Genomic DNA, 19703 nt, shown 5'->3' on the forward strand with positions numbered 1-19703 from the left:
TTCCGTGAAAAACTGTGGGCCCGCCGCGCTCGCGAGGGCCGGGCTGCCGCTAGAGTGGGCGCCAACCCAGGGAGCACCGAGTGGCCTCAACCACCGCCAGTAACGCGGCCGATCACACCGCATTGACCGTCGCCGACGCCGATTCATCCGCCATGGCGGCGCGCGGCGGCACGCCACGGGCACCGCGCCGCCCTCGCCCGCCGCCGGCCCGCCCCGCAGGCCTGTGGCCGCGGGCCTGGGCGCTGCTGATCGACGGCCTGCTGCTGCTGGCGCTCAGCGCCCCGCTGATGTGGCTGATCTACCGCGAGCCGGTGGCGCGGCTGAGCGACACGCGCCCGGCCAGCCTGGCCATCAACTGGGGCCTGCCGGCGCTGCTGGCCATCCTGTTCTGGACCTGGCAGGGCGCCACGCCCGGCAAGCTGCTGGTGGGCGTGCGCGTGATCGACGCGCGCAGCGGCGGCCGCCCCGACCTGCTGCAGAGCACGGTGCGCTGGCTGGCCTACTTCGCCTCGGCCCTGCCGCTCGGCCTGGGCTTCGCCTGGGCGGCCTTGGACGAGGAGCGCCGCGGCTGGCACGACCGGCTCGCGGGCACGCGCGTCGTGCGGCGCCAGCGCCGCGACGGCAGCAGCGCCGAGGAGGGCCAGGGCTATGCCGCGCGGCACTGGCGCGGCGAGCAGAGCCTGGTGCAGAGCTTCTGGGTCAACAACGTGCTGCTGACGGTGCCGTTGGCGATGGCGCTGACCGGGCTGATGACCTGGATCAGCCTGAAGGGCGAGGCGCTGCAGGCCGGCAGCATCGCGATGCTGGTCGGCTGGCCGCTGATGATCGCGATCGATGTCTGGTGCATCGTCGGCGCCTGGCGCGCCGCCGGCCATTACCTGCGCAACGGCGGTTCGGGCCTGTGGGGCTGGCTGACGCGGCTGAGCCTGATCGGTTCGGCCGCGCAGCTGCTGCTGTCGGCCCTGCTGGGTTTCGCCCCGCAGATGGACGAGTACTGGCAGCTGGCGCGCGGCATCGATCCGATCGGCCAGGCCGCATTCAAGCTCTCGGCCGACGGCCGCACCCTGCGGCTCAGCGGACCGATCGGCATGGGCGATGCGACGCGCCTGCAGGCCCTGCTGGCCGGCACGCCGCAGCCGGTGCGCCTGTTCGAACTGGATTCGCCGGGCGGGCGCATCTATGAGGCCGAGCGCATGGTGGAACTCGTGCGCAAGGCCGGTGCCGGCACGCGCGCCGTGGGCGGCTGCGAGAGCGCCTGCACCCTGGTGTTCCTGGCCGGCGCGCAGCGCCAGCTGATGCCCGGCGCCCAGCTGGGCTTCCACCGCGCCTCCAGCGGCACCTACAACCCGGTGTTCGACGAGATGGCCAATCTCGAGCTCGCGGCCACCTACCGGCGCATGGGCCTGCCCGAGCACTTCATCGAACGCACCGCGCGCACCCCGGCCCATAGCATGTGGTACCCGAAGAGCGAGGAGCTGGTCTCGCATGCGCTGATCGCGGCGGCCCCGCGGACGCTGGACGTGGCGCTGCCGCGCGGCGACGAGGCCTCCCGGCCGGACAGCCTCGCCGATGCGCTGCGCGGCAACCCGGCCTGGTACCAGCTCGACATCCGCTTCCCCGGCCTGGCGGACGAGGCGGCCCAGCGCATGCTCGCCGCACGCGCCACGGCGAGCGGCGACGATGCCGACGGCATGGTGCAGCTGGCCGCGCTGCGGGTGCTGGCCACCCGGATGCCCGAACTGATCGTCGGCGCCCCGCCCGAGCTGCGGCGGCGCTATCTGGGCCTGCTGCGGGCCCAGTTGCGGGCGCTGCCGGACGCGGGCCAATGCCAGGCCCTGCTGGGTGGCGAGCTGAGCCTGCAGCGCCGGCTGCCGCTGGAACTGCAGGCCCAGCAGACCGCCTGGCTGGGCGCCGCGGCCGAGGCCGGCCTGCCGCGCTGGCTGGCGCGGCCGCCCAGCGCGCTGGAGCTGGAGGTGGTGCGCCGCACCCTGGGCGCCCAGGCGCCGGGCTTGCTGAGCGGCCTGTGGTCGGAGGGCCGGACCAGCCCGCCGGGGCGTGACGGCCAGGCCTCCTGCGAGCAGGTCATCCGCCTGATCGACGCCGCCGCGCGCCTGCCGGTGGCGCAGCGGGAGCTGGCCGAGCGGCTGATGTTCCAGGGGCGCGCCGGCTGAGGCGCGGCCGGGCGGCGGCCGGGTCTGCAATTCCACCTATGGAAAACCCTGATCCGGCGGCCAACAATAGCGGGTCTCGCCGTCTGGAGTGCCCATGTCCGCCCGTCCGCTCTACAAATCCCTGTATGCCCAGGTCATCACCGCCATCGTCATCGGCGTGCTGCTGGGTCATTTCTATCCCGACAGCGGCGCCGCGATGAAGCCGCTGGGCGATGGCTTCATCAAGCTGATCAAGATGATCATCGCGCCCATCATCTTCTGCACCGTGGTGGTGGGCATCGCCGGCATGGAAGACATGAAGAAGGTCGGCAAGACCGGTGGCCTGGCCCTGCTGTACTTCGAGATCGTTTCCAGCATCGCGCTGGTGATCGGGCTGGTGGTGGTGAACCTGCTGCAGCCGGGCGCCGGCATGCATGTCGACCCGCACACGCTGGACACCAAGGCGCTGTCGGCCTACACCGGCCCCGGCAAGATGCAGACGACCACCGAGTTCCTGCTGGCCATCATCCCGAACACCGTGGTCGATGCCTTCGCCAAGGGCGAGATGCTGCAGGTGCTGCTGATCGCGGTGATGTTCGGCTTCGCGCTGCACCGCTTCGGCGGCCGCGGCACCCTGGTGTTCGACCTGATCGAGAAGAGCTCGCATGTGCTGTTCGTGATCGTCGGCTACATCATGAAGCTGGCCCCGATCGGCGCCTTCGGTGCGATGTCGTTCACGATCGGCAAGTACGGCGTCGGTTCCCTGGTTCAGCTGGGCAAGCTGATGGGCAGCTTCTACCTGACCTGCCTGCTGTTCATCCTCTGCGTGCTGGGCGGCATCGCGCGTGCGCATGGCTTCTCGATCCTGAAGTTCATCAAGTACATCAAGGAAGAGTTGCTGATCGTGCTGGGCACCTCGTCCTCCGAATCGGTGCTGCCCCGCATGATGGCCAAGATGGAGAACCTGGGTGCACGCAAGTCCACCGTCGGCCTGGTGATCCCGACCGGCTACTCCTTCAATCTCGACGGCACCGCCATCTACCTGACCATGGCCGCCGTCTTCATCGCCCAGGCCACCGACACGCCGATGAGCCTGACCCAGCAGCTGACCCTGCTGGCCGTGCTGCTGCTGACCTCCAAGGGCGCGGCCGGCGTCACCGGCAGCGGCTTCATCGTGCTGGCAGCCACGCTCAGCGCGGTAGGTGGCGTGCCGGTGGCGGGCCTGGCGCTGATCCTCGGGATCGACCGCTTCATGAGCGAGGCGCGCGCGCTGACGAATCTGATTGGCAACGGCGTCGCCACCCTGGTCGTGGCCAAATGGACCGGCGATCTGGACAGCGCGCGTCTGCAGCGCCAGCTCGACGGCGAGACCGACATCGATGCCGAGGCGCCCGAGCAGGTGCTCGATGCGGTGGACCAGCATATGGCGCCCGGCTCCAGGCGCTGAGCGCGGCGGCCGAAGGGAAACGCCCGGCGCGGGCCAGGCCCGCGCGCCCTAGCAGGCTGTTGAAAAACGTCGCGAGGACGGCCAGCTGCTAGGCGCCCGGAGCGCAGGAACCGGAACGTACTTCCTGTACGTGAGGATTCCGAGCACCGCGCAACGCCGCAGATGGTCGCCGCAGTAGTTTTTCAACAGCCTGCTAGCCGCGGCCGAGCTGGAAGGAGGCCGCCACCTCGTTCAGCTCCAGCGCATGGCCGTTCAGGCTGACGGCCGCATCGGCGGACCGGGCCGCCAGGGCCGTGTTGCCCTGGACCATCTCGTCCAGCCGGGTCACCGCGGCATTGATGCGGGCGAAGCCCTGGTGCTGCGCGTCGGCGGCCTGGGCGATCTCGACGATCAGCGCCGAGACGCGCTGCACCGATTCAACCAGCTCGGCCATCGTGCCGCCCGCATCCTGCACCAGGCCGCTGCCTGCATCGACCTTCTCCAGCGAGGCGCCGATCAGGGCCTTGATCTCGCGCGCCGCGGCGGCCGAGCGCTGGGCCAGCGCGCGCACCTCGGAGGCCACGACGGCGAAGCCGCGGCCCTGTTCGCCGGCCCGCGCCGCCTCGACGGCGGCATTCAGCGCCAGGATATTGGTCTGGAAGGCCAGCGCATCGATGACGCCGATGATGTCGCCGATCTTGCGCGAGGCGGCGTGGATCTCGTCCATCGTGCTGACCACACGGCCCATCATGTCGCCGCCGCGCTGCGCCACGCCGGCGGCGCCGTTGGCCAGCCGGGTGGCCTGCGAGGCCGATTCGGCGGTCAAGCGCACCGTGTCGCTCAGGCGCTGCACCGAGCTGGCGGTGTCCTGCAGGCTGCTCGCGGCCTGCTCGGTGCGGGCCGACAGGTCGCGGTTGCCGCTGTTGATCTCGGCCGAGGCGCCGTCGACGCTGCGCGCGGCCTGCTGCACCCGCGCCAGCGCCGCGGCCAGGCGGCTCAGCGCCAGCTTGATGCGCTTGCCGGCCGGCGTGCTGGCATGCACATGCCCCACGTCCAGGCTCATGCGCGCGCCGTCCTGGCCCAGCACGCGCAGCAGGTCGTGCAGTTCCAGGCCTTCCTTGGTGCGCATGCGCATCAGCCGCGCCATCGGGATCTGCACCGCGGTCTGCGCCACCACATAGCCGGCGTGCAGCAGGATGCGCGGGAAGTCGGGCTCGCTCAGGCAGTAGGCCGACACGCCGGCCGCCAGCAGGCGGTCGAACACGATGTGCTGGACCGCGAAGGCCGCGGCCGCGAACAGCAGCACGCGCCAGTCGCGGTACATCAGCAGCACGGCCAGCGTGACGAAGACCCCGAAATGGAACTCCACCCGCCCCATGGCCAGATGGATGTGCAGGGCCACCATGCCGACCTGGGCCAGCGCGATCAGCATCCGCGACGCGGTGCTGCCCGCCGCCAGCGCATAGGCCGCCAGCGCCAGGCCCATCAACAGCGTGCAGCACAGGACGGCGAGACCGGTCTGGCCGTAGTAAACGCCCAGGCCGAGCGCGAGCAAGCCGCTCAGGGCCAGGATGCCCAGCATGGTGCGGTCGCACGCGATATAGAGTTTCTTGAACCCCTGCGGACGCAGTTCCTCCAGCATCGTGATCCTCCCCGATCGTTGACGGCCCGGTGCGGTCTTCGCCTTGATATGTATCAAGAAGCATCTTGCCCGAGCAGCGCACGGACGTTCATGACGGCGCCGATGCGCTCGCGCGTATCGGGACATATTTCACGCTTCGTCCGCCGCCCGTGGCGGCCTTGCGAACGCCGTGAGTCAGTCGCGCGCCTCGGCCTGCGCCCGCAGCCTGGCGTTCACATAGGCGCCTTGCGGCACATGCAGCAGGTCGGCGATGCGCCACAGCACATGGCGCTCATGCGCGCTCAAATGCCCGTCGGCATAGGCGACGCGCCACATATGCTCGATCATGCGCAGCTTCTGCGGCATCTCGAAGCGTTCGTTGATGCGCGAGGTGAAGGCGAACAGGTCGGTGGACTGCTGCGCCACGGCCTCGGCCAGCTCGGCCAGGCGCGCCGCCTCGTCCTCGCCGAGCGCGAACTTGTCGCGCAGCGCGGCCAGCACGGCTTCGCGCTCGCCGGCGTGGAAACTCGGATCGGCGCGCATCACCTCGACCAGCATCACCGCGGTGGCCAGCTGCAAGCCATGCTCCTGGACGGCGGCGGTCGCGCCGGGCAACGGGGGGAGCAGGCCGTCGAACAGGTCCTTGAGCGTCTTCATCAGCATGGCCCAATGATGGCACGAGCGGGGGCGCGCAATCCCTCGCTTGAACGGTGCGAATCGGGCCGACCTCTATCGACAAGCCCGATGCCCGGCACTAGTCTGGGACAACCTGCCTCCCAGGAGTCGACATCATGACGAAGTCCCGCCCCCATCACGCCGGCGCATGTCTGAACCTGATCGCGGCCGCCGCGCTGGCCGCCCTGACGCTGGGCCAGGCGCAGGCCGCGCCGCGCAGCGACGGCAGCAGCAGCAGCACGCGCGCCACCCAGGACCCCGGCTACGCCCTGGTCCAGCTCAACGGCGAACCGCTGGCCACCTACGCCAAGACCAAGCCGCCCAGCGGCAAGAAGATCGACTTCGACCAGAGCAGCACCAAGGCCTACCGCGCCCAGCTCTCGGCCCTGCGCAACGACTTCAAGGCCTGGCTGCGCGCCAACGTGCCGCAGGCCAGCGTCAGCGGCGAGTTCGACATCGCCCTCAACGCCGTGGCGGTCAAGCTGGGCGGCGCCACGCTGGCCCAGGTGGCGGCCGCGCCGATGGTCCGGATGGCGCAGTACCAAGGCCTCTACTACCCCAACGGGGCCGACCCCGACCTGGCCATCATCCGCGCCACCGATGCCTGGGCCCAGGCCGGCGGCGCCGCGAACGCCGGCGCCGGCGTGCGGGTCGCCATCGTCGACTCCGGCATCGACACCGGCCACCCCTGCTTCGGCGATGCCGGCTATCCCGCCCAGACCCAGCTCGGCGACCGCAGCTTCACCAACAACAAGGTCGTGGCGGCCAAGGTCTTCAACAACAAGACCCCGACGCAGCGCTACACGCCGGAGGCCATCGACTCGCATGGCACCCATGTGGCCGGCACCGTGGCCTGCAATCACGAGACCCCCACCGTGGTCGACGGCGTGACCCTGCCCTACAAGATGTCCGGCGTCGCGCCGCGCGCCATGCTGGGCAACTACAACGTGTTCCCGGGTGCGGTCGGCAATGCGCGCTCCGAGGACATCCTGAACGCGCTGGAAGCCGCCTATGCCGACGGTTTCGACATCGCCAATATGAGCCTGGGCGGCGGGGCCCATGGCATCCAGGATCTGCTGACGGTAGCGGTCGACAACCTCGACCGCGCCAATATGGTGGTCGCGATCGCCAACGGCAACGAAGGGCCGGGCTACCGCACGGTCGGCTCGCCCGGCTCGGCGGCGCGCGGCCTCAGCGCAGGCGCCAGCTCGGTCGGCCACGAGATCTTCCATCTGCTGAGCGTCGCTGGCAGCGGCTACCGCGCCGTCAAGGGCGAGTTCGGCAGCGGCCCGGTCAGCGCGCCGCTGCGCGTGCTCGCCGATGCCAGCAGCCCCTTCAACGGCCTGTCGCTGGCCTGCGAGCCTTTCACCGCCGGCAGCCTGCAGGCCCGCATCGCGCTGATCTCGCGCGGCGTCTGCGACTTCAGCGTCAAGCTGCGCCATGTGCAGGCGGCCGGCGGCGTCGGCGCCATCGTCGTCAACCGCGAGCCGGGCACCTTCGTGATGGGCGGCGACGGCCTGCCGAGCCAGCCCAGCATTCCCGGCTTCATGGTCGATCCCGCGGACGGCCCCGCGCTGAAGGCCGCCGACGGCGCGGGCGCGACGCTGCCGCAGTTCGGTACCTACGAAGCGGTGGCCGCCAACAACGATGTCATCGCCGACTTCACGTCCTGGGGTCCCACCGATGTCGACTTCCGCATCAAGCCGGATGTGACGGCCCCCGGCGTCAACATCGTCTCGTCGATCCCGCGCAGCTACTGCGGCGGTGCGCCCTGCTTCGCCTTCTTCAACGGCACCTCGATGGCCTCGCCCCATCTGGCCGGCAGCGCCGCCATCGTGCGCCAGCAGCACCCCGGCTGGAGCGCCGCCACGGTGCGCTCGGCCATCGTCAACACCGCCGACCGCAAGGTGATCAAGACCCTCGACAAGAGCGGCATCGTCAGCGATGCCAATCAGGTCGGCAGCGGGCGCGAGAACCTGCCGGCCGCGCTGCAGGCCCAGGTGGCGCTGGACCCGGTCAGCCTGAGCTTCGGCGCCGTGCCCTCGGGCAGCGGCATGAGCCTGCAGGCCAGCGTGCAGCTGAGCAATATCAGCGGCGCCGCCCAGAGCTACAGCCTGCAGGTGGTCGAGCCGGCGGGCGCCGGCCTGACGTTCTCGGTGGCCGGCGGCGCGCTGACGCTCGCCCCCGGTGCCAGCGCCTCGGTGCCCGTCACGATGAGCCTGAGCAAGGGCGCCGGCGGCGGCCACAAGCAGGCCGTGCTGCAGGTGCTGGCCGGCGGCAAGGTGGTGGCCCAGGCCATGCTGTACGCGCTGGTCAAGTAGCGGCGGTGGCCGCGGCGTGACCTAAGCCACGCCGCGGCCGGTCCCGCACGCCCGCGCCGGCATCGGCCGGCAGCTCTGGTCTGGGTCTTGCTTGACCCTGTGCATCGATCGATTCGAATGCATCAGGCACAGGAACCCGTCCATGGCAGCCCCTCCCCTTCCCGCGCGTCCGAACGAGATGTCCCTGGTCAATCTGGCCGCGCGCCAACGCATGCTGTCGCAGCGCATGGTGCTGCAGACCGTGCTGGCCGCCCGCGGCAGCGAGCCGCAGCTGATGGCGGCCCGGGCCTCGCTGACCCTCTTCGCCGACAGCCAGCGGCGCCTGACCCAGCAGGCGCCGCAGCAGATGGAGGCCGTCGACGCCGAGCGCATACGCCATGTCTACCAGGGCCCCCAGGGCGTGGGCCCGGTCATCGAGGCCTTCACCCGCCTGGTCGGCAGCACCCTGGAGCTGGCCGAGCGTCAAAGCCCGCGCGTCGAGGAATCGCTGGCCCGGCTGGTGGACGGCACCGATGCCGCCCTGGAGGCGCTGAACACCGCCACCACCGCCTATGACCAGCTCGGCAAGGCCAAGTCCGACGCGATGATGAAGGAGCTGTCCGGCATCGTCGCCTCGATCCAGACCGTGGCCCGCCAGGCCAAGATCGTCAGCTTCAACGCCCAGGTGATGGCGGCCCGCGCCGGTCAGCAGGGCCGCGAGTTCGCGGTGGTGGCCCATGTGCTGTCGGGCATCACCCACGAGATCGACGGGCTGTCGCACAAGGCGGTGGCACTGGCGGGGCGGGGGCATGCTTAGTCGACACCCTGCTGGCACGCAAGCGCAGTGGCAGACACCCCCATCCCCCTTCAAGACCAGGGGCGGAGCCTCTCCACACCGCCGTCTTGACGAAGCGGCCACCATGCGTCTGCCGGAGTACTCGCCCCATGCGGTGGCCGAGCACGCGGTGCCGCTCCCGTCCGCCGACCGAAAGAGAGCCCAAGAAAAACGCCGCCCGGGTGGGCGGCGTTGCGAAGCAGGGTGGGCGCGGTCCGGTTTCAGCGCACGCGCCCTTCCTTCCAGGCGTTCAGCAGCTTGTCGTAGGCGATGGTCTCGCCCTTGGGCTTCTCGTTGGCCAGTTTGGCCCAGGGCGCGCCCTTGTCGGACAGCCACTTGGCAGCGGTTTCCTTCTTGTTCAGCTTGGGCGCGCACTTGGCCATGCCGGCGCGCTCCAGGCGGCCCAGCACCTGGTCCATTTCATCCGCGAGGCTGTCCATCGCGGCCTGTGGGCTCTTCTCGCCGGTCACCGCCTGGGCCACGTTCTTCCACCACAGCTGGGCGAGCTTGGGGTAGTCGGGCACATTGGTGCCGGTAGGCGTCCAGGCCACGCGCGCGGGGCTGCGGTAGAACTCCACCAGGCCACCCAGCTTGGGCGCCAGATCGGTCATGGCCTTGGAGCGGATGTCGCTCTCGCGGATCGGGGTCAGGCCGACGATGGTCTTCTTCAGGCTGGTGGTCTTGGCGGTCACGAACTGCGCATACAGCCAGGCGGCCGCGGTGCGGTTGGCGTCATGGTTGGCAAAGAAGGTCCAGCTGCCCACGTCCTGGTAGCCGTTCTGCATGCCCTGCTTCCAGTAGGGGCCGTTGGGGCCGGGCGCCATGCGCCATTTCGGCGTGCCGTCGGCATTCACGACCGGCAGGCCGGGCTTGGTCATGTCGGCCGTGAAGGCGGTGTACCAGAAGATCTGCTGCGCGATCTGGCCCTGGGCCGGCACGGGGCCGGCCTCGCCGAAGGTCATGCCGGTGGCCTCCTTGGGCGCGTATTTCTTCATCCAGTCGACATACTTGCTCAGCGCGTAGACGGCGGCCGGCGAGTTGGTGGCGCCGCCGCGCGCCACCGAGGCCCCGACCGGCGTGCATTTGTCGTCGGCGACGCGGATGCCCCATTCGTCGACCGGCATGCCGTTGGGGATGCCCTTGTCGGCCGTGCCGGCCATCGACAGCCAGGCATCGGTGAAGCGCCAGCCCAAGGACGGGTCCTTCTTGCCGTAGTCCATATGGCCGTAGATGGGCTTGCCGTCGATAGTCTTGACGTCTTCGCTGAAGAAGGCGGCGATGTCCTCGTAGGCGCTCCAGTTCAGCGGCACGCCCAGCTCGTAGCCGTATTTGGCCTTGAACTTGTCCTTCAGGTCCTTGCGCTCGAACAGGTCGGCGCGGAACCAGTAGAGATTGGCAAACTGCTGGTCGGGCAGTTGGTAGAGCTTGCCATCGGGCGCCGTGGTGAAGCTGGTGCCGATGAAGTCCTTGATGTCGATGCCGGGGTTGGTGAACTCCTTGCCTGCGCCGCTCATGTAGTCGCTCAGGTTCATGACCTTGCCGTAGCGGTAATGGGTACCGATCAGGTCGGAATCGGAGATCCAGCCGTCGTAGATGCTCTTTCCCGACTGCATCGAGGTCTGCAGCTTCTCGACCACGTCGCCTTCCTGGATCAGGTCGTGCTTGACCGTGATGCCGGTGATCTCGGCGAAGGCCTTGGCCAGGGTCTTGCTCTCGTACTCATGGGTCGTGATGGTCTCGGACACCACCGAGATCTCCTTGACGCCCTTGGCCTGCAGCTTCTTCGCGGCCTCGATGAACCACTTCAGCTCGGCCAGCTGCTGCTCCTTGCTCAAGGTGCTGGGCTGGAACTCGGCGTCGATCCATTTCTTGGCCTCGGCCTCGCCGGCCCAGGCACCGCCTTGCGCGCCCAGGGCCAGCAGGGCCGCCGCGGCGAGCACGGTGTACTTGATCTTTTGCTGTAGCACTCTTGTCTCCTCTGTCATCGAACGTCCCCCTGCACGAGGATGGCGGCGGCCCCGGGGGAGTGAGGGGGCCGGATCCTGATAGAAACCGCTATTCAGCCCTTGCGCATGATCAGCGCCAGCACGGCCATCGAGATCAGCAGGCTGATCCACACGCTGGGCTCGCTGTCCAGCGCGAACCATTCGGCCATGCGGCCGGACAGGCCCACGAAGGCCAGGTTGATGTAGGCGGCCGTCAGCAGGCCGATGAAGAGCCGGTCGCCGCGCGTGGTCTGCAGCGGCAGGAAACCCCTGCGCAGGGTCGTGGGCGATCTGAGCTCCCAGATCGTCATGCCGATCAGCATCAGCACGATGCAGCCGAAGAACACCGCCACCGGGGTCGTCCAATACATCCACTCGAACATTTCTCAACTCCTCTTCAACCCAAGCTCCATGAGCACCGCCAACGGCCGGCGCAGCCCGGCCCTCTTCCAGCGGCGTGCGGCGATCCGGCTTTGCCGGGCGCTCGCATGCGCCCCCTTGAGGGGGCCGCCGCAGGCGGTAGGGGGTGGTCTCATACCCGCCCCATGGCAAAGCCCTTGGCGATGTAGTGGCGCACGAACCAGATCACGATGGCGCCGGGCACGATGGTCAGCGTGCCGGCCGCGGCCAAGGTGGCCCAGTCCATGCCGGAGGCGCTGACCGTGCGGGTCATCGTGGCGACGATGGGCTTGGCGTTGACGCTGGTCAGCGTGCGGGCCAGCAGCAGTTCCACCCAGCTGAACATGAAGCAGAAGAAGGCCGCCACGCCGACGCCCGCCTTGATCAGCGGCAGGAAGACGGTGAGGAAGAAGCGCGGGAACGAGTAGCCGTCGATATAGGCGGTCTCGTCAATTTCTCGGGGGATGCCGCTCATGAAGCCTTCCAGGATCCACACCGCCAGCGGCACGTTGAACAGCAGGTGAGCCAGCGCCACCGCGATATGCGTGTCCATCATCCCCAAGGTCGTGTAGAGCTGGAAGAAGGGCAAGAGGAACACCGCGGGCGGCGTCATGCGGTTGGTCAGCAGCCAGAAGAACACATGCTTGTCGCCGAGGAAGGAGTAGCGGCTGAAGGCATAGGCCGCCGGCAGCGCCACGCTGACCGAGATCAGCGTGTTGATGCCCACGTAGATCAGGCTGTTGATATAGCCCGAGTACCAGGACGGGTCGGTGAAGATGGTCTTGTAGTTGTCCCAGGTGAAATGCTGGGGGAAGAAGCTGAAGCTGGACAGGATCTCCTGGTTGGTCTTGAAGCTCATATTGACCATCCAGTAGATGGGCAGCAGGGCGAACACCAGATAGGCGATCAGGAAGATCGTGCGCTTGCGGAAGCGGTTTTCATCCATGCTGGACCTCCCGCCGGGCCGTCCAAAGGGAGGTCCGCGCCCCCTCGGGGGGCAGCGAACGAAGTGAGCGTGGGGGCATCATGTCGGCTCCTTCTCCGTCTGGCCCAGCGCCTGCATCCAGTTGTAGAGGATGAAGCAGAGCAGCAGGATGATCAGGAAATAGATCAGCGAGAACGCGGCGGCCGGGCCCAGGTCGAACTGGCCGACGGCCTTTTGCGTCAGGTACTGGCTGAGGAAGGTGGTGGCATTGCCCGGCCCGCCGCCGGTCAGCACAAAGGGTTCGGTGTAGATCATGAAGCTGTCCATGAAGCGCAAGAGCACCGCGATCATCAGCACGCCGCGCATCTTGGGCAGCTGGATATAGCGGAACACGGCGAACTTTGACGCACCGTCGATGCGGGCCGCCTGGTAGTAGGCGTCGGGGATCGAGCGCAGGCCGGCGAAGGCCAGCAGCGCCACCAGCGGCGTCCAGTGCCAGACGTCCATGATCAGCACGGTCAGCCAGGCATCGGCCGCATCGCCGGTGTAGTTGTAGTCAACGCCCAACCATTGCAGCGCGGCGCCCAGCAGGCCGATGTCGGCGCGGCCGTAGATCTGCCAGATCGTGCCGACCACGTTCCAGGGGATCAGGAGCGACAAGGCCACGATCACCAGCACGGCCGAGGCCTTCCAGCCCTGGGCCGGCATCGAGAGCGCCAGCGCGATGCCCAGCGGGATCTCCACCGCCAGCACCGCGGCCGAAAACCCGAGCTGGCGCCACAGCGCGCCATGCAGTTCCTCGTCGCGCATCACCGCGGCAAACCATTCGGTGCCGACGAACACGCGGCGCTCCGGCGAGATGATGTCCTGCACCGAATAGTTCACCACCGTCATCAGCGGCAGGATGGCCGAGAAGGCCACGCAGATGAAGACCGGCAGCACCAGGAACCAGGCCTTCTGATTGATGGGCTTCATAGGACCCCCACGGCACTATGTGCCTGCCCCCCACGGGGGCGCTCGCCTTTCTTGAGACGGCTCGGCGAAAGGCTCATGCGGCCACCTCCTTGGCATTGATCAGCTCTTCGTTGCGGCCGTAGAAGCAGGTATGGGTGCCCAGCACCTGCAGCCCGACCTCGCTGTCGACGGCCGGCGGCCGGGACTGCGCGCTCAGGCGCAGCTTCACCATCTGCTCGCCGACCTGGGCGCCGAGCAGCCAGTAGGTGCCGATGTCCTGCACCTGGGCCACGCGGGCGCGCAGCGCACCGGCGGCACCGGCCTCGACCAGGCCCACGTACTCGGGCCGCACGCCCAGGGTGAACTCGCGCGCCGCCTCCAGCTGCTGGTACAGCACGCCGAAGGGCAGGGGCAGGTCCTGCCCCGCCACCTCGATGCCGCCCTGGGCCTTGAAACGCCCGGGCAGGAAGTTCATGCCCGGCGAGCCGATGAAGTTGCCGACGAACATATGCTGCGGCCGCTCGAACAGCGCATCGGCCGAGCCGACCTGCACCGCGCGGCCACGGCTCATCACGACGATCTGGTCGGCGAAGGTCAGGGCCTCCACCTGGTCATGGGTCACGTAGATCAGCGTGAGCTTGAGCTCATGGTGGATCTGCTTGAGCTTGCGGCGCAGCTGCCATTTCAGATGCGGATCGATCACGGTCAGCGGCTCGTCGAACAGCACGGCCGACACGTCCTCGCGCACCAGGCCGCGGCCCAGCGAGATCTTCTGCTTGGCGTCGGCCGTCAGGCCGGCGGCGCGCTGGTTCAGCTGACCGCTCATCTCCAGCATCTCGGCGATCTGGCCGACGCGGGCCTTGATGCGGTCGGGCGCGACGCCGCGGTTCTTCAGCGGGAAGGCCAGATTCTCGGCCACCGTCATCGTGTCGTAGATCACCGGGAACTGGAACACCTGGGCGATGTTGCGGGCCTGCGGCGACAGCGCGGTGACATCGCGGCCATCGAAGCGGACCGTGCCATGCGAGGGCTTCACCAGGCCGGAGATGATGTTGAGCATGGTCGTCTTGCCGCAGCCCGACGGGCCAAGCAGGGCATAGGCGCCGCCGTCGTCGAACGCCATCTTCAGCGGCAGCAACGCATAGTCGGCGTCGCCCTGCGGGTTCGGCCGGTAGGCGTGGGCCAGGTCGAGGTCGATTCTTGCCATTTCAGCGCCCCCCTGACTGGCGCTCGGGTGCGATCATCAACGCGCCCTGCGCGTCGAACACATAGGTCTGGCCCGCATGCAGATACAGCGTGATCGGCGCGCCCAGCTCGAAATAATGCACGCCGGTCAGTTGCGCGACCAGTTCGCCGATCTCGCTATGCACATGGACGAAGGTGTCGGAGCCCGAGATCTCGGCCAGCTCCACCCGGCCCTTGAGCGCGATGTCGCCCGGCTGGCCCGCCACGCGCAGCGCGCTGGCGCGCATGCCCACGGTCACCGGCCCCGTCACCGCGGACCCGGCCGCCAGTTCCAGGCTCAGTCCCGGCACCAGCTCGACGCGGCCGCCCAGCCCCAGCGCCGGCAGCAGGTTCATCGGCGGGTCGCTGAAGGCGCGCGCCACGCGCAGCGAGACGGGCTCGTGGAAGACCTCGGCCGTGGGGCCGTACTGCAGCAGCTCGCCGGCGTCCAGCACCGCGGTGTAGCCGCCCAGCAGCAGGGCCTCGGCCGGCTCGGTGGTGGCGTAGACCACGGTGGAATCGCCGGTGGCGAACAGCTGGCTCAGTTCCTCGCGCAGCTCCTCGCGCAGCTTGTAGTCCAGGTTCACCAGCGGCTCGTCCAGCAGCATCAGCGGCGCGTTCTTGATCAACGCGCGCGCCAGGGCCACCCGTTGCTGCTGGCCGCCGGACAGCTGGGCCGGCAGCTTGTCCAGGTGCATCTCGATGTGCAGCTTCTCGGCCAGCTGGTCCACCTGCCTCCTGATCGCGTCGCGACTCAGGCCCCCGCGCAGCTTCAGCGGCGAGGCGATGTTGTCGCGCACCGTCATCGACGGGTAGTTGATGAACTGCTGGTAGACCATCGCGACATTGCGCTCGCGCACCGGCATGCCGGTCACGTCCACGCCGTCGACCAGGACCCGGCCGGCCGCGGGCCGGTCCAGCCCCGCCATCAGGCGCATCAGCGTGGTCTTGCCGGCCTGGGTGGCGCCCAGCAGCACGGTGACCGCTCTGGCTTGGAGCTTCAGATCCAGCGGGTAGAGGTGCTCGGCGGCGCCCACCCGGTGGCTGATGCCCTGCAGACTCAAATGCATTTTTGTTGTCTCTCTCGTTCAGTCGTTCCCAACGGGATGGGCCTGGAACCAGTCCGCCACCGCGGCGCGCTGCGCCTCGCTGTAGTGCAGGCCCAGCTTGGAACGGCGCCACAGCACGTCGTCGGCGCTGCGCGCCCATTCCTCGCGCTGCAGATAGCGCAGCTCGATCTCGTACAGACCGGGGGCCACCTCTTGCCCCAGCCGGTCCAGGCCGTCCGCCCCGCCCAGCACGCGGCCGACACGCGAACCATAGGCGCGCGCCAGGCGCCGCGCCAGTGCCCCCGGCAGCCAGGCATGGCGCTGGCGCAGGGCCGTGACCAGGCGCTCGAAGTCGGTGTCGGGCCGCTGCGGCGCGCCTATCCATTCGCGCAGGTCGCCGCCGGGCAGATAGGCCCGCTCGGTCCAAGGCTTGCGTTTGTCGCCCAGCATGCCGCCCACCAGGTCGGCCGCATCCTCGGCCAGCTTGCGGAAGGTGGTGATCTTGCCGCCCCAGACGCTCAAGAGCGGCGCGCCCAAGGTGTTCGTTTCCAGCAGGTAGTCGCGCGTCACGGCCGAGGGATCGCCGGAGGCGTCGTCCAGCAGCGGGCGCACGCCGGCATAGCTCCACACCACGTCGGCGCGCGTCACCGGCTTGGTGAAGTAGCGGCTGGCCTGCTCGCACAGATAGGCGATCTCCTGCTCGTCGATCTGCGCCTTGCCGGACCTCGCGGAAAGCCCGGCCAGCGCCTCCTGCGGCAGCTCCACGTCGGTGGTGCCGATCAGCGTGTAGTCGGCTTCAAACGGGATCGCGAAGATGATGCGCCGGTCGGGGTTCTGGAAGATATAGGCATGGTCATGCTCGAAGCAGCGCTTCACCACGATATGGCTGCCCTTGACCAGGCGCAGGTTCTTGGTGGCCAGCACCTCGCCGCGCGCCGGGCGCGCGATGCCGCGCAGAAAGCTCTCGGCCCAGGGACCGGCCGCATTGACCAGCGCGCGGGCACGCACCACGCGCTCGCCCTCCGGGGTCTGGATCGTCGCGATCCAGGCGTCACCCTGGCCGTCAACGACGCGCTGCACCGCGGTCACCGCGCTGCGCGTCAGCAGCTCGGCGCCCTTCTCGCGCGCATCCAGCGCATTCAGCAGCACCAGTCGCGCGTCGTTGACCCAGCCGTCCGAATAGACGAAGCCGCGCGTGTAGCTGGGCTTGAGCGGCCGGCCGACCGGCGAGGTCCGCAGGTTCACGCCGGCGGAGCCCGGCAGCACCTCGCGGCGCGCCAGATGGTCGTAGAGGAACAGGCCGATGCGCACCATCCAGGCCGGGCGCATCGCCGCATCGTGCGGCATCACGAAGCGCAGCGGCCACATGATGTGCGGCGCGCTCTTCAACAGCACCTCACGCTCCTGCAGCGCCTTGCGCACCAGCGAGAACTCGTAGTACTCCAGGTAGCGCAGGCCGCCGTGGATCAGCTTGGTGGACGCGGACGAGGTGTGCGCGGCGAAATCGTCGCGTTCGGCCAGCAGCACCTTCCAGCCGCGCCCGGCCAGGTCGCGCGCAATGCCGGCGCCATTGATGCCGCCACCCACCACCAGTACATCGTGGGTCTGGGCGGGCGCGGCGGCGCGGGCGGTAGCGGCGTGATCGGGTTCGACGGCGGTCAAGATGATGGGGGCTCCGAGGCGACGCTTAGGTTCGCTATTTTGTTCTTCTTTTTTTCTTTTTAGCGCGTTTTGGTGCGATTCATGCCAGGGTTAACCCTGTTTATGGTTCGTTTTGATTCGCTTTAGGCTCGCAGCCACCCCAGAACGGTGCAGCGCCGCGCCCCTACCTACACTCCCGGCCATGATGCCCAGCAATCCCCGCCAGAACGAGCTGCTTTCGGAGGTGCGCGCGCGCGGCTCGGTCAGCGTCGAAGCCCTGGCCGAGCGCTTCGGCGTGACCCTACAGACCGTGCGCCGCGACGTGCAGCGCCTGGCCGAGGCCGGCCTGGTCGCGCGCTTTCACGGCGGCGTGCGCGTGCCGGCCAGCACCACCGAGAACATCGCCTACCGCCAGCGCCAGGCCCTGCAGGCCGAGGGCAAGGCGCGCATCGCCAAGGCCATCGCGCAGCGCATCCCGGCCGGCTGTTCGCTGATCCTGAACCTGGGCACCACCACCGAGGCCGTGGCGCGCGAGCTGCTGCACCACAAGGGCCTGCGCGTGATCACCAACAACCTGAATGTCGCGACGATCCTGAGCGACAACGCGGACTGCGAGCTGGTGATGGTGGGTGGCACGGTGCGGCACCGCGACCGCGGCGTGGTCGGCGAGGCGGCGGTGGACTTCATCCGCCAGTTCAAGGTGGACATCGGCCTGATCGGCATCTCGGGCATCGAGAGCGACGGCTCGCTGCGCGACTTCGACTACCGCGAGGTGATGGTGGCGCGCACCATCATCGAGCATTCGCGCGAGGTCTGGCTGGCCGCCGACGCCAGCAAGTTCAACCGCCCGGCGATGGCCGAGGTGGCGCGGCTGCCGCAGATCGACCTGCTGTGCACCGACGTGGCGCCGCCCGAGCCCTATCCGGCGCTGCTGGGCGACGCCGGCGTCGAGCTGCTCGTCGCCGGCTAGCCGCAGCACCACCAGAGACAAGCACCCCCATGACCTACCTGCTCGCCCTCGACCAGGGCACCTCCAGCTCGCGCTCCATCGTCTTCGACGCCGCGGGCCACATCGTCGCGATGGCGCAGCGCGAGTTTCGCCAGATCTATCCGCAGCCCGGCTGGGTCGAGCACGACGCCATGGAGATCTGGCAGAGCCAGCTGGCCACCGCGCGCGAAGTGCTGGCCAAGGCGAACTTGAAGGCCGCCGACATCAAGGCCCTGGGGATCACCAACCAGCGCGAGACCACCGTGGTGTGGAACCGCAGGACCGGCCAGCCCATCCACCACGCCATCGTCTGGCAGGACCGCCGCGCCGAGCCCACCTGCGCCGCCCTGCGCGAGCAAGGCCTGACCCCGCTGGTGCAGCGCAAGACCGGCCTGGTGATCGACGCCTACTTCTCCGGCACCAAGCTGAAGTGGATCCTCGACCAGGTGCCGGGCGCGCGCGAACAGGCCGAGCGCGGCGAGCTGGCCTTCGGCACCGTCGACAGCTGGCTGATCTGGCAGCTGACGAAAGGCGAGGTGCATGTCACCGACGTCAGCAACGCATCGCGCACGATGCTGTTCAATGTCCACGAAAACCGCTGGGACCAGGAGCTCCTGGAACGCCTGGAAATTCCTGCCTCCATGCTGCCGGCGGTGCATCCCTCGGCCCACGAGTTCGGCCGCGCCGCGCCCGAGCATCTGGGTGGCGCGATCACGATCGGCGGCATCGCCGGCGACCAGCAGAGCGCGTTGTTCGGCCAGGCCTGCTTCAAGGCCGGCATGGCCAAGAACACCTACGGCACCGGCTGCTTCATGCTGATGCACACCGGCGCGCGCTTCCAGACCTCGGCCAACGGCCTGATCACCACCAGCGCGGCGCAATCCACCGTCACCCCCGAGTTCGCGCTGGAGGGCAGCGTGTTCATCGGCGGTGCGGTGGTGCAATGGCTGCGCGACGGGCTGCAGGCGATCAAGGGCAGCGGCGAGGTCCAGGCCCTCGCGGAAAGCGTGCCCGACGCCGGCGGCGTGATGTTCGTGCCGGCCTTCACCGGCCTGGGCGCGCCCTACTGGCAAACGGAGGCGCGCGGCGCCATCGTGGGACTGACGCGCGGCTCCACGGTCGCCCACATCGCGCGCGCGGCGCTGGAGAGCATCGCCTTCCAGAGTGCGGCCCTGCTGCAGGCCATGAGCCGCGACGCGGTGGCCGCCGGCGGCGCGCCGGTCAGCGAGCTGCGGGTGGACGGCGGCGCCTGCGTCAACAACCTGCTGATGCAGTTCCAGGCCGATCTCCTGGGCATCCCGGTGCTGCGGCCCAAGGTGATCGAGACCACGGCCCTGGGCGCAGCCTATCTGGCCGGCCTGACCGCCGGGGTCTACAAGAGTCTCGACGAGCTGGGCAGGCAATGGCAGGCCGAGCGCAGCTTCCTGCCGACCATGCCGCGCGAGCGCGCGGCCGAGCTGATGGCGCAGTGGGAGCGCGCGGTACGGCAGGCCTGCACCGGCTGATGATGATGATGGCGCCGGGGGCGACC

General features: G+C 69.0%; 15 protein-coding genes. 6 read left to right on the forward strand and 9 right to left on the reverse strand.

Features of this window, described 5'->3' with window-relative positions; genetic code table 11:
- Window positions 1-80: 80 nt before the first annotated feature.
- A complete protein-coding gene (locus AC07OQ_RS16875) occupies window positions 81-2171 on the forward strand; it encodes an RDD family protein (RefSeq protein ID WP_495054289.1) in 2091 nt (696 codons plus the stop codon).
- Between the two features lie 94 nt (window positions 2172-2265).
- Window positions 2266-3597 carry a dicarboxylate/amino acid:cation symporter gene (locus tag AC07OQ_RS16880; RefSeq protein WP_495054290.1) on the forward strand — a complete coding sequence of 444 codons (1332 nt, stop codon included), beginning with the start codon at window positions 2266-2268 and terminating at the stop codon, window positions 3595-3597.
- Window positions 3598-3790: 193 nt separating this feature from the next.
- On the opposite strand, the gene AC07OQ_RS16885 is transcribed toward AC07OQ_RS16880, so the two are convergent.
- Together AC07OQ_RS16885 and AC07OQ_RS16890 are read right to left on the reverse strand one after the other, a co-directional pair.
- The gene (locus tag AC07OQ_RS16885) at window positions 3791-5218 is read right to left on the reverse strand and encodes a methyl-accepting chemotaxis protein (RefSeq protein ID WP_495054291.1); all 1428 of its coding nucleotides are present in this window, start codon (window positions 5216-5218) and stop codon (window positions 3791-3793) included.
- A 174-nt stretch (window positions 5219-5392) separates the two neighbouring features.
- Window positions 5393-5860, reverse strand: coding sequence for a tellurite resistance TerB family protein (locus AC07OQ_RS16890; protein WP_495054292.1), 468 nt, complete (start codon window positions 5858-5860; stop codon window positions 5393-5395).
- A gap of 128 nt (window positions 5861-5988) precedes the next feature.
- On the opposite strand from AC07OQ_RS16890, the gene AC07OQ_RS16895 reads away from it, so the two are divergent.
- Both AC07OQ_RS16895 and AC07OQ_RS16900 read left to right on the forward strand, forming a co-directional pair.
- A complete protein-coding gene (locus tag AC07OQ_RS16895) occupies window positions 5989-8193 on the forward strand; it encodes a S8 family serine peptidase (protein ID WP_495054293.1) in 2205 nt (734 codons plus the stop codon).
- A 142-nt stretch (window positions 8194-8335) separates the two neighbouring features.
- Window positions 8336-8989: a methyl-accepting chemotaxis protein gene (locus tag AC07OQ_RS16900; RefSeq protein WP_495054294.1), complete on the forward strand. Its 654-nt coding sequence runs from the start codon at window positions 8336-8338 to the stop codon at window positions 8987-8989.
- 239 nt (window positions 8990-9228) lie between these two features.
- Here the strand turns inward: AC07OQ_RS16900 and AC07OQ_RS16905 are convergent, their stop codons facing one another.
- From AC07OQ_RS16905 to glpD, 7 genes are all read right to left on the reverse strand, one after another.
- The gene (locus tag AC07OQ_RS16905) at window positions 9229-10974 is read right to left on the reverse strand and encodes an ABC transporter substrate-binding protein (RefSeq protein WP_495054295.1); all 1746 of its coding nucleotides are present in this window, start codon (window positions 10972-10974) and stop codon (window positions 9229-9231) included.
- A 92-nt stretch (window positions 10975-11066) separates the two neighbouring features.
- Window positions 11067-11375 (reverse strand): DUF2160 domain-containing protein, encoded by a 309-nt coding sequence (locus tag AC07OQ_RS16910; RefSeq protein ID WP_495054296.1) that lies wholly within the window; start codon window positions 11373-11375, stop codon window positions 11067-11069.
- A 149-nt stretch (window positions 11376-11524) separates the two neighbouring features.
- Complete coding sequence (locus tag AC07OQ_RS16915; protein ID WP_495054297.1) at window positions 11525-12337, reverse strand: carbohydrate ABC transporter permease; 813 nt, start codon at window positions 12335-12337, stop codon at window positions 11525-11527.
- A gap of 78 nt (window positions 12338-12415) precedes the next feature.
- Window positions 12416-13291 (reverse strand): carbohydrate ABC transporter permease, encoded by an 876-nt coding sequence (locus tag AC07OQ_RS16920; protein ID WP_495054298.1) that lies wholly within the window; start codon window positions 13289-13291, stop codon window positions 12416-12418.
- A gap of 73 nt (window positions 13292-13364) precedes the next feature.
- Complete coding sequence (locus tag AC07OQ_RS16925; protein WP_495054299.1) at window positions 13365-14477, reverse strand: ABC transporter ATP-binding protein; 1113 nt, start codon at window positions 14475-14477, stop codon at window positions 13365-13367.
- A gap of 1 nt (window position 14478) precedes the next feature.
- Window positions 14479-15564: an ABC transporter ATP-binding protein gene (locus AC07OQ_RS16930; protein ID WP_495054300.1), complete on the reverse strand. Its 1086-nt coding sequence runs from the start codon at window positions 15562-15564 to the stop codon at window positions 14479-14481.
- Between the two features lie 18 nt (window positions 15565-15582).
- Complete coding sequence (gene glpD, locus AC07OQ_RS16935; RefSeq protein WP_495054301.1) at window positions 15583-17205, reverse strand: glycerol-3-phosphate dehydrogenase; 1623 nt, start codon at window positions 17203-17205, stop codon at window positions 15583-15585.
- 184 nt (window positions 17206-17389) lie between these two features.
- Here glpD and AC07OQ_RS16940 point away from each other — a divergent pair, with 184 nt between their 5' ends.
- On the forward strand, window positions 17390-18154 hold the full coding sequence (locus tag AC07OQ_RS16940; protein WP_495054332.1) for a DeoR/GlpR family DNA-binding transcription regulator: 765 nt from the start codon (window positions 17390-17392) through the stop codon (window positions 18152-18154).
- 29 nt (window positions 18155-18183) lie between these two features.
- Window positions 18184-19677, forward strand: a complete 1494-nt coding sequence (glpK, locus tag AC07OQ_RS16945; protein WP_495054302.1) for a glycerol kinase GlpK — start codon at window positions 18184-18186, stop codon at window positions 19675-19677.
- Window positions 19678-19703: the final 26 nt, after the last annotated feature.

Source organism: Roseateles sp. GW821-FHT09B06 (assembly GCF_059418245.1).

Coding starts and splice junctions, on each gene's coding strand:
- AC07OQ_RS16880 (WP_495054290.1), top strand. CDS start 2,266: ATGTCCGCCCGTCCGCTCTACAAATCCCTGTATGCCCAGGTCATCACC.
- AC07OQ_RS16885 (WP_495054291.1), bottom strand. CDS start 5,218: ATGCTGGAGGAACTGCGTCCGCAGGGGTTCAAGAAACTCTATATCGCG.
- AC07OQ_RS16890 (WP_495054292.1), bottom strand. CDS start 5,860: ATGCTGATGAAGACGCTCAAGGACCTGTTCGACGGCCTGCTCCCCCCG.
- AC07OQ_RS16895 (WP_495054293.1), top strand. CDS start 5,989: ATGACGAAGTCCCGCCCCCATCACGCCGGCGCATGTCTGAACCTGATC.
- AC07OQ_RS16900 (WP_495054294.1), top strand. CDS start 8,336: ATGGCAGCCCCTCCCCTTCCCGCGCGTCCGAACGAGATGTCCCTGGTC.
- AC07OQ_RS16910 (WP_495054296.1), bottom strand. CDS start 11,375: ATGTTCGAGTGGATGTATTGGACGACCCCGGTGGCGGTGTTCTTCGGC.
- AC07OQ_RS16915 (WP_495054297.1), bottom strand. CDS start 12,337: ATGGATGAAAACCGCTTCCGCAAGCGCACGATCTTCCTGATCGCCTAT.
- AC07OQ_RS16920 (WP_495054298.1), bottom strand. CDS start 13,291: ATGAAGCCCATCAATCAGAAGGCCTGGTTCCTGGTGCTGCCGGTCTTC.
- AC07OQ_RS16925 (WP_495054299.1), bottom strand. CDS start 14,477: ATGGCAAGAATCGACCTCGACCTGGCCCACGCCTACCGGCCGAACCCG.
- AC07OQ_RS16930 (WP_495054300.1), bottom strand. CDS start 15,564: ATGCATTTGAGTCTGCAGGGCATCAGCCACCGGGTGGGCGCCGCCGAG.
- AC07OQ_RS16940 (WP_495054332.1), top strand. CDS start 17,390: ATGCCCAGCAATCCCCGCCAGAACGAGCTGCTTTCGGAGGTGCGCGCG.
- glpK (WP_495054302.1), top strand. CDS start 18,184: ATGACCTACCTGCTCGCCCTCGACCAGGGCACCTCCAGCTCGCGCTCC.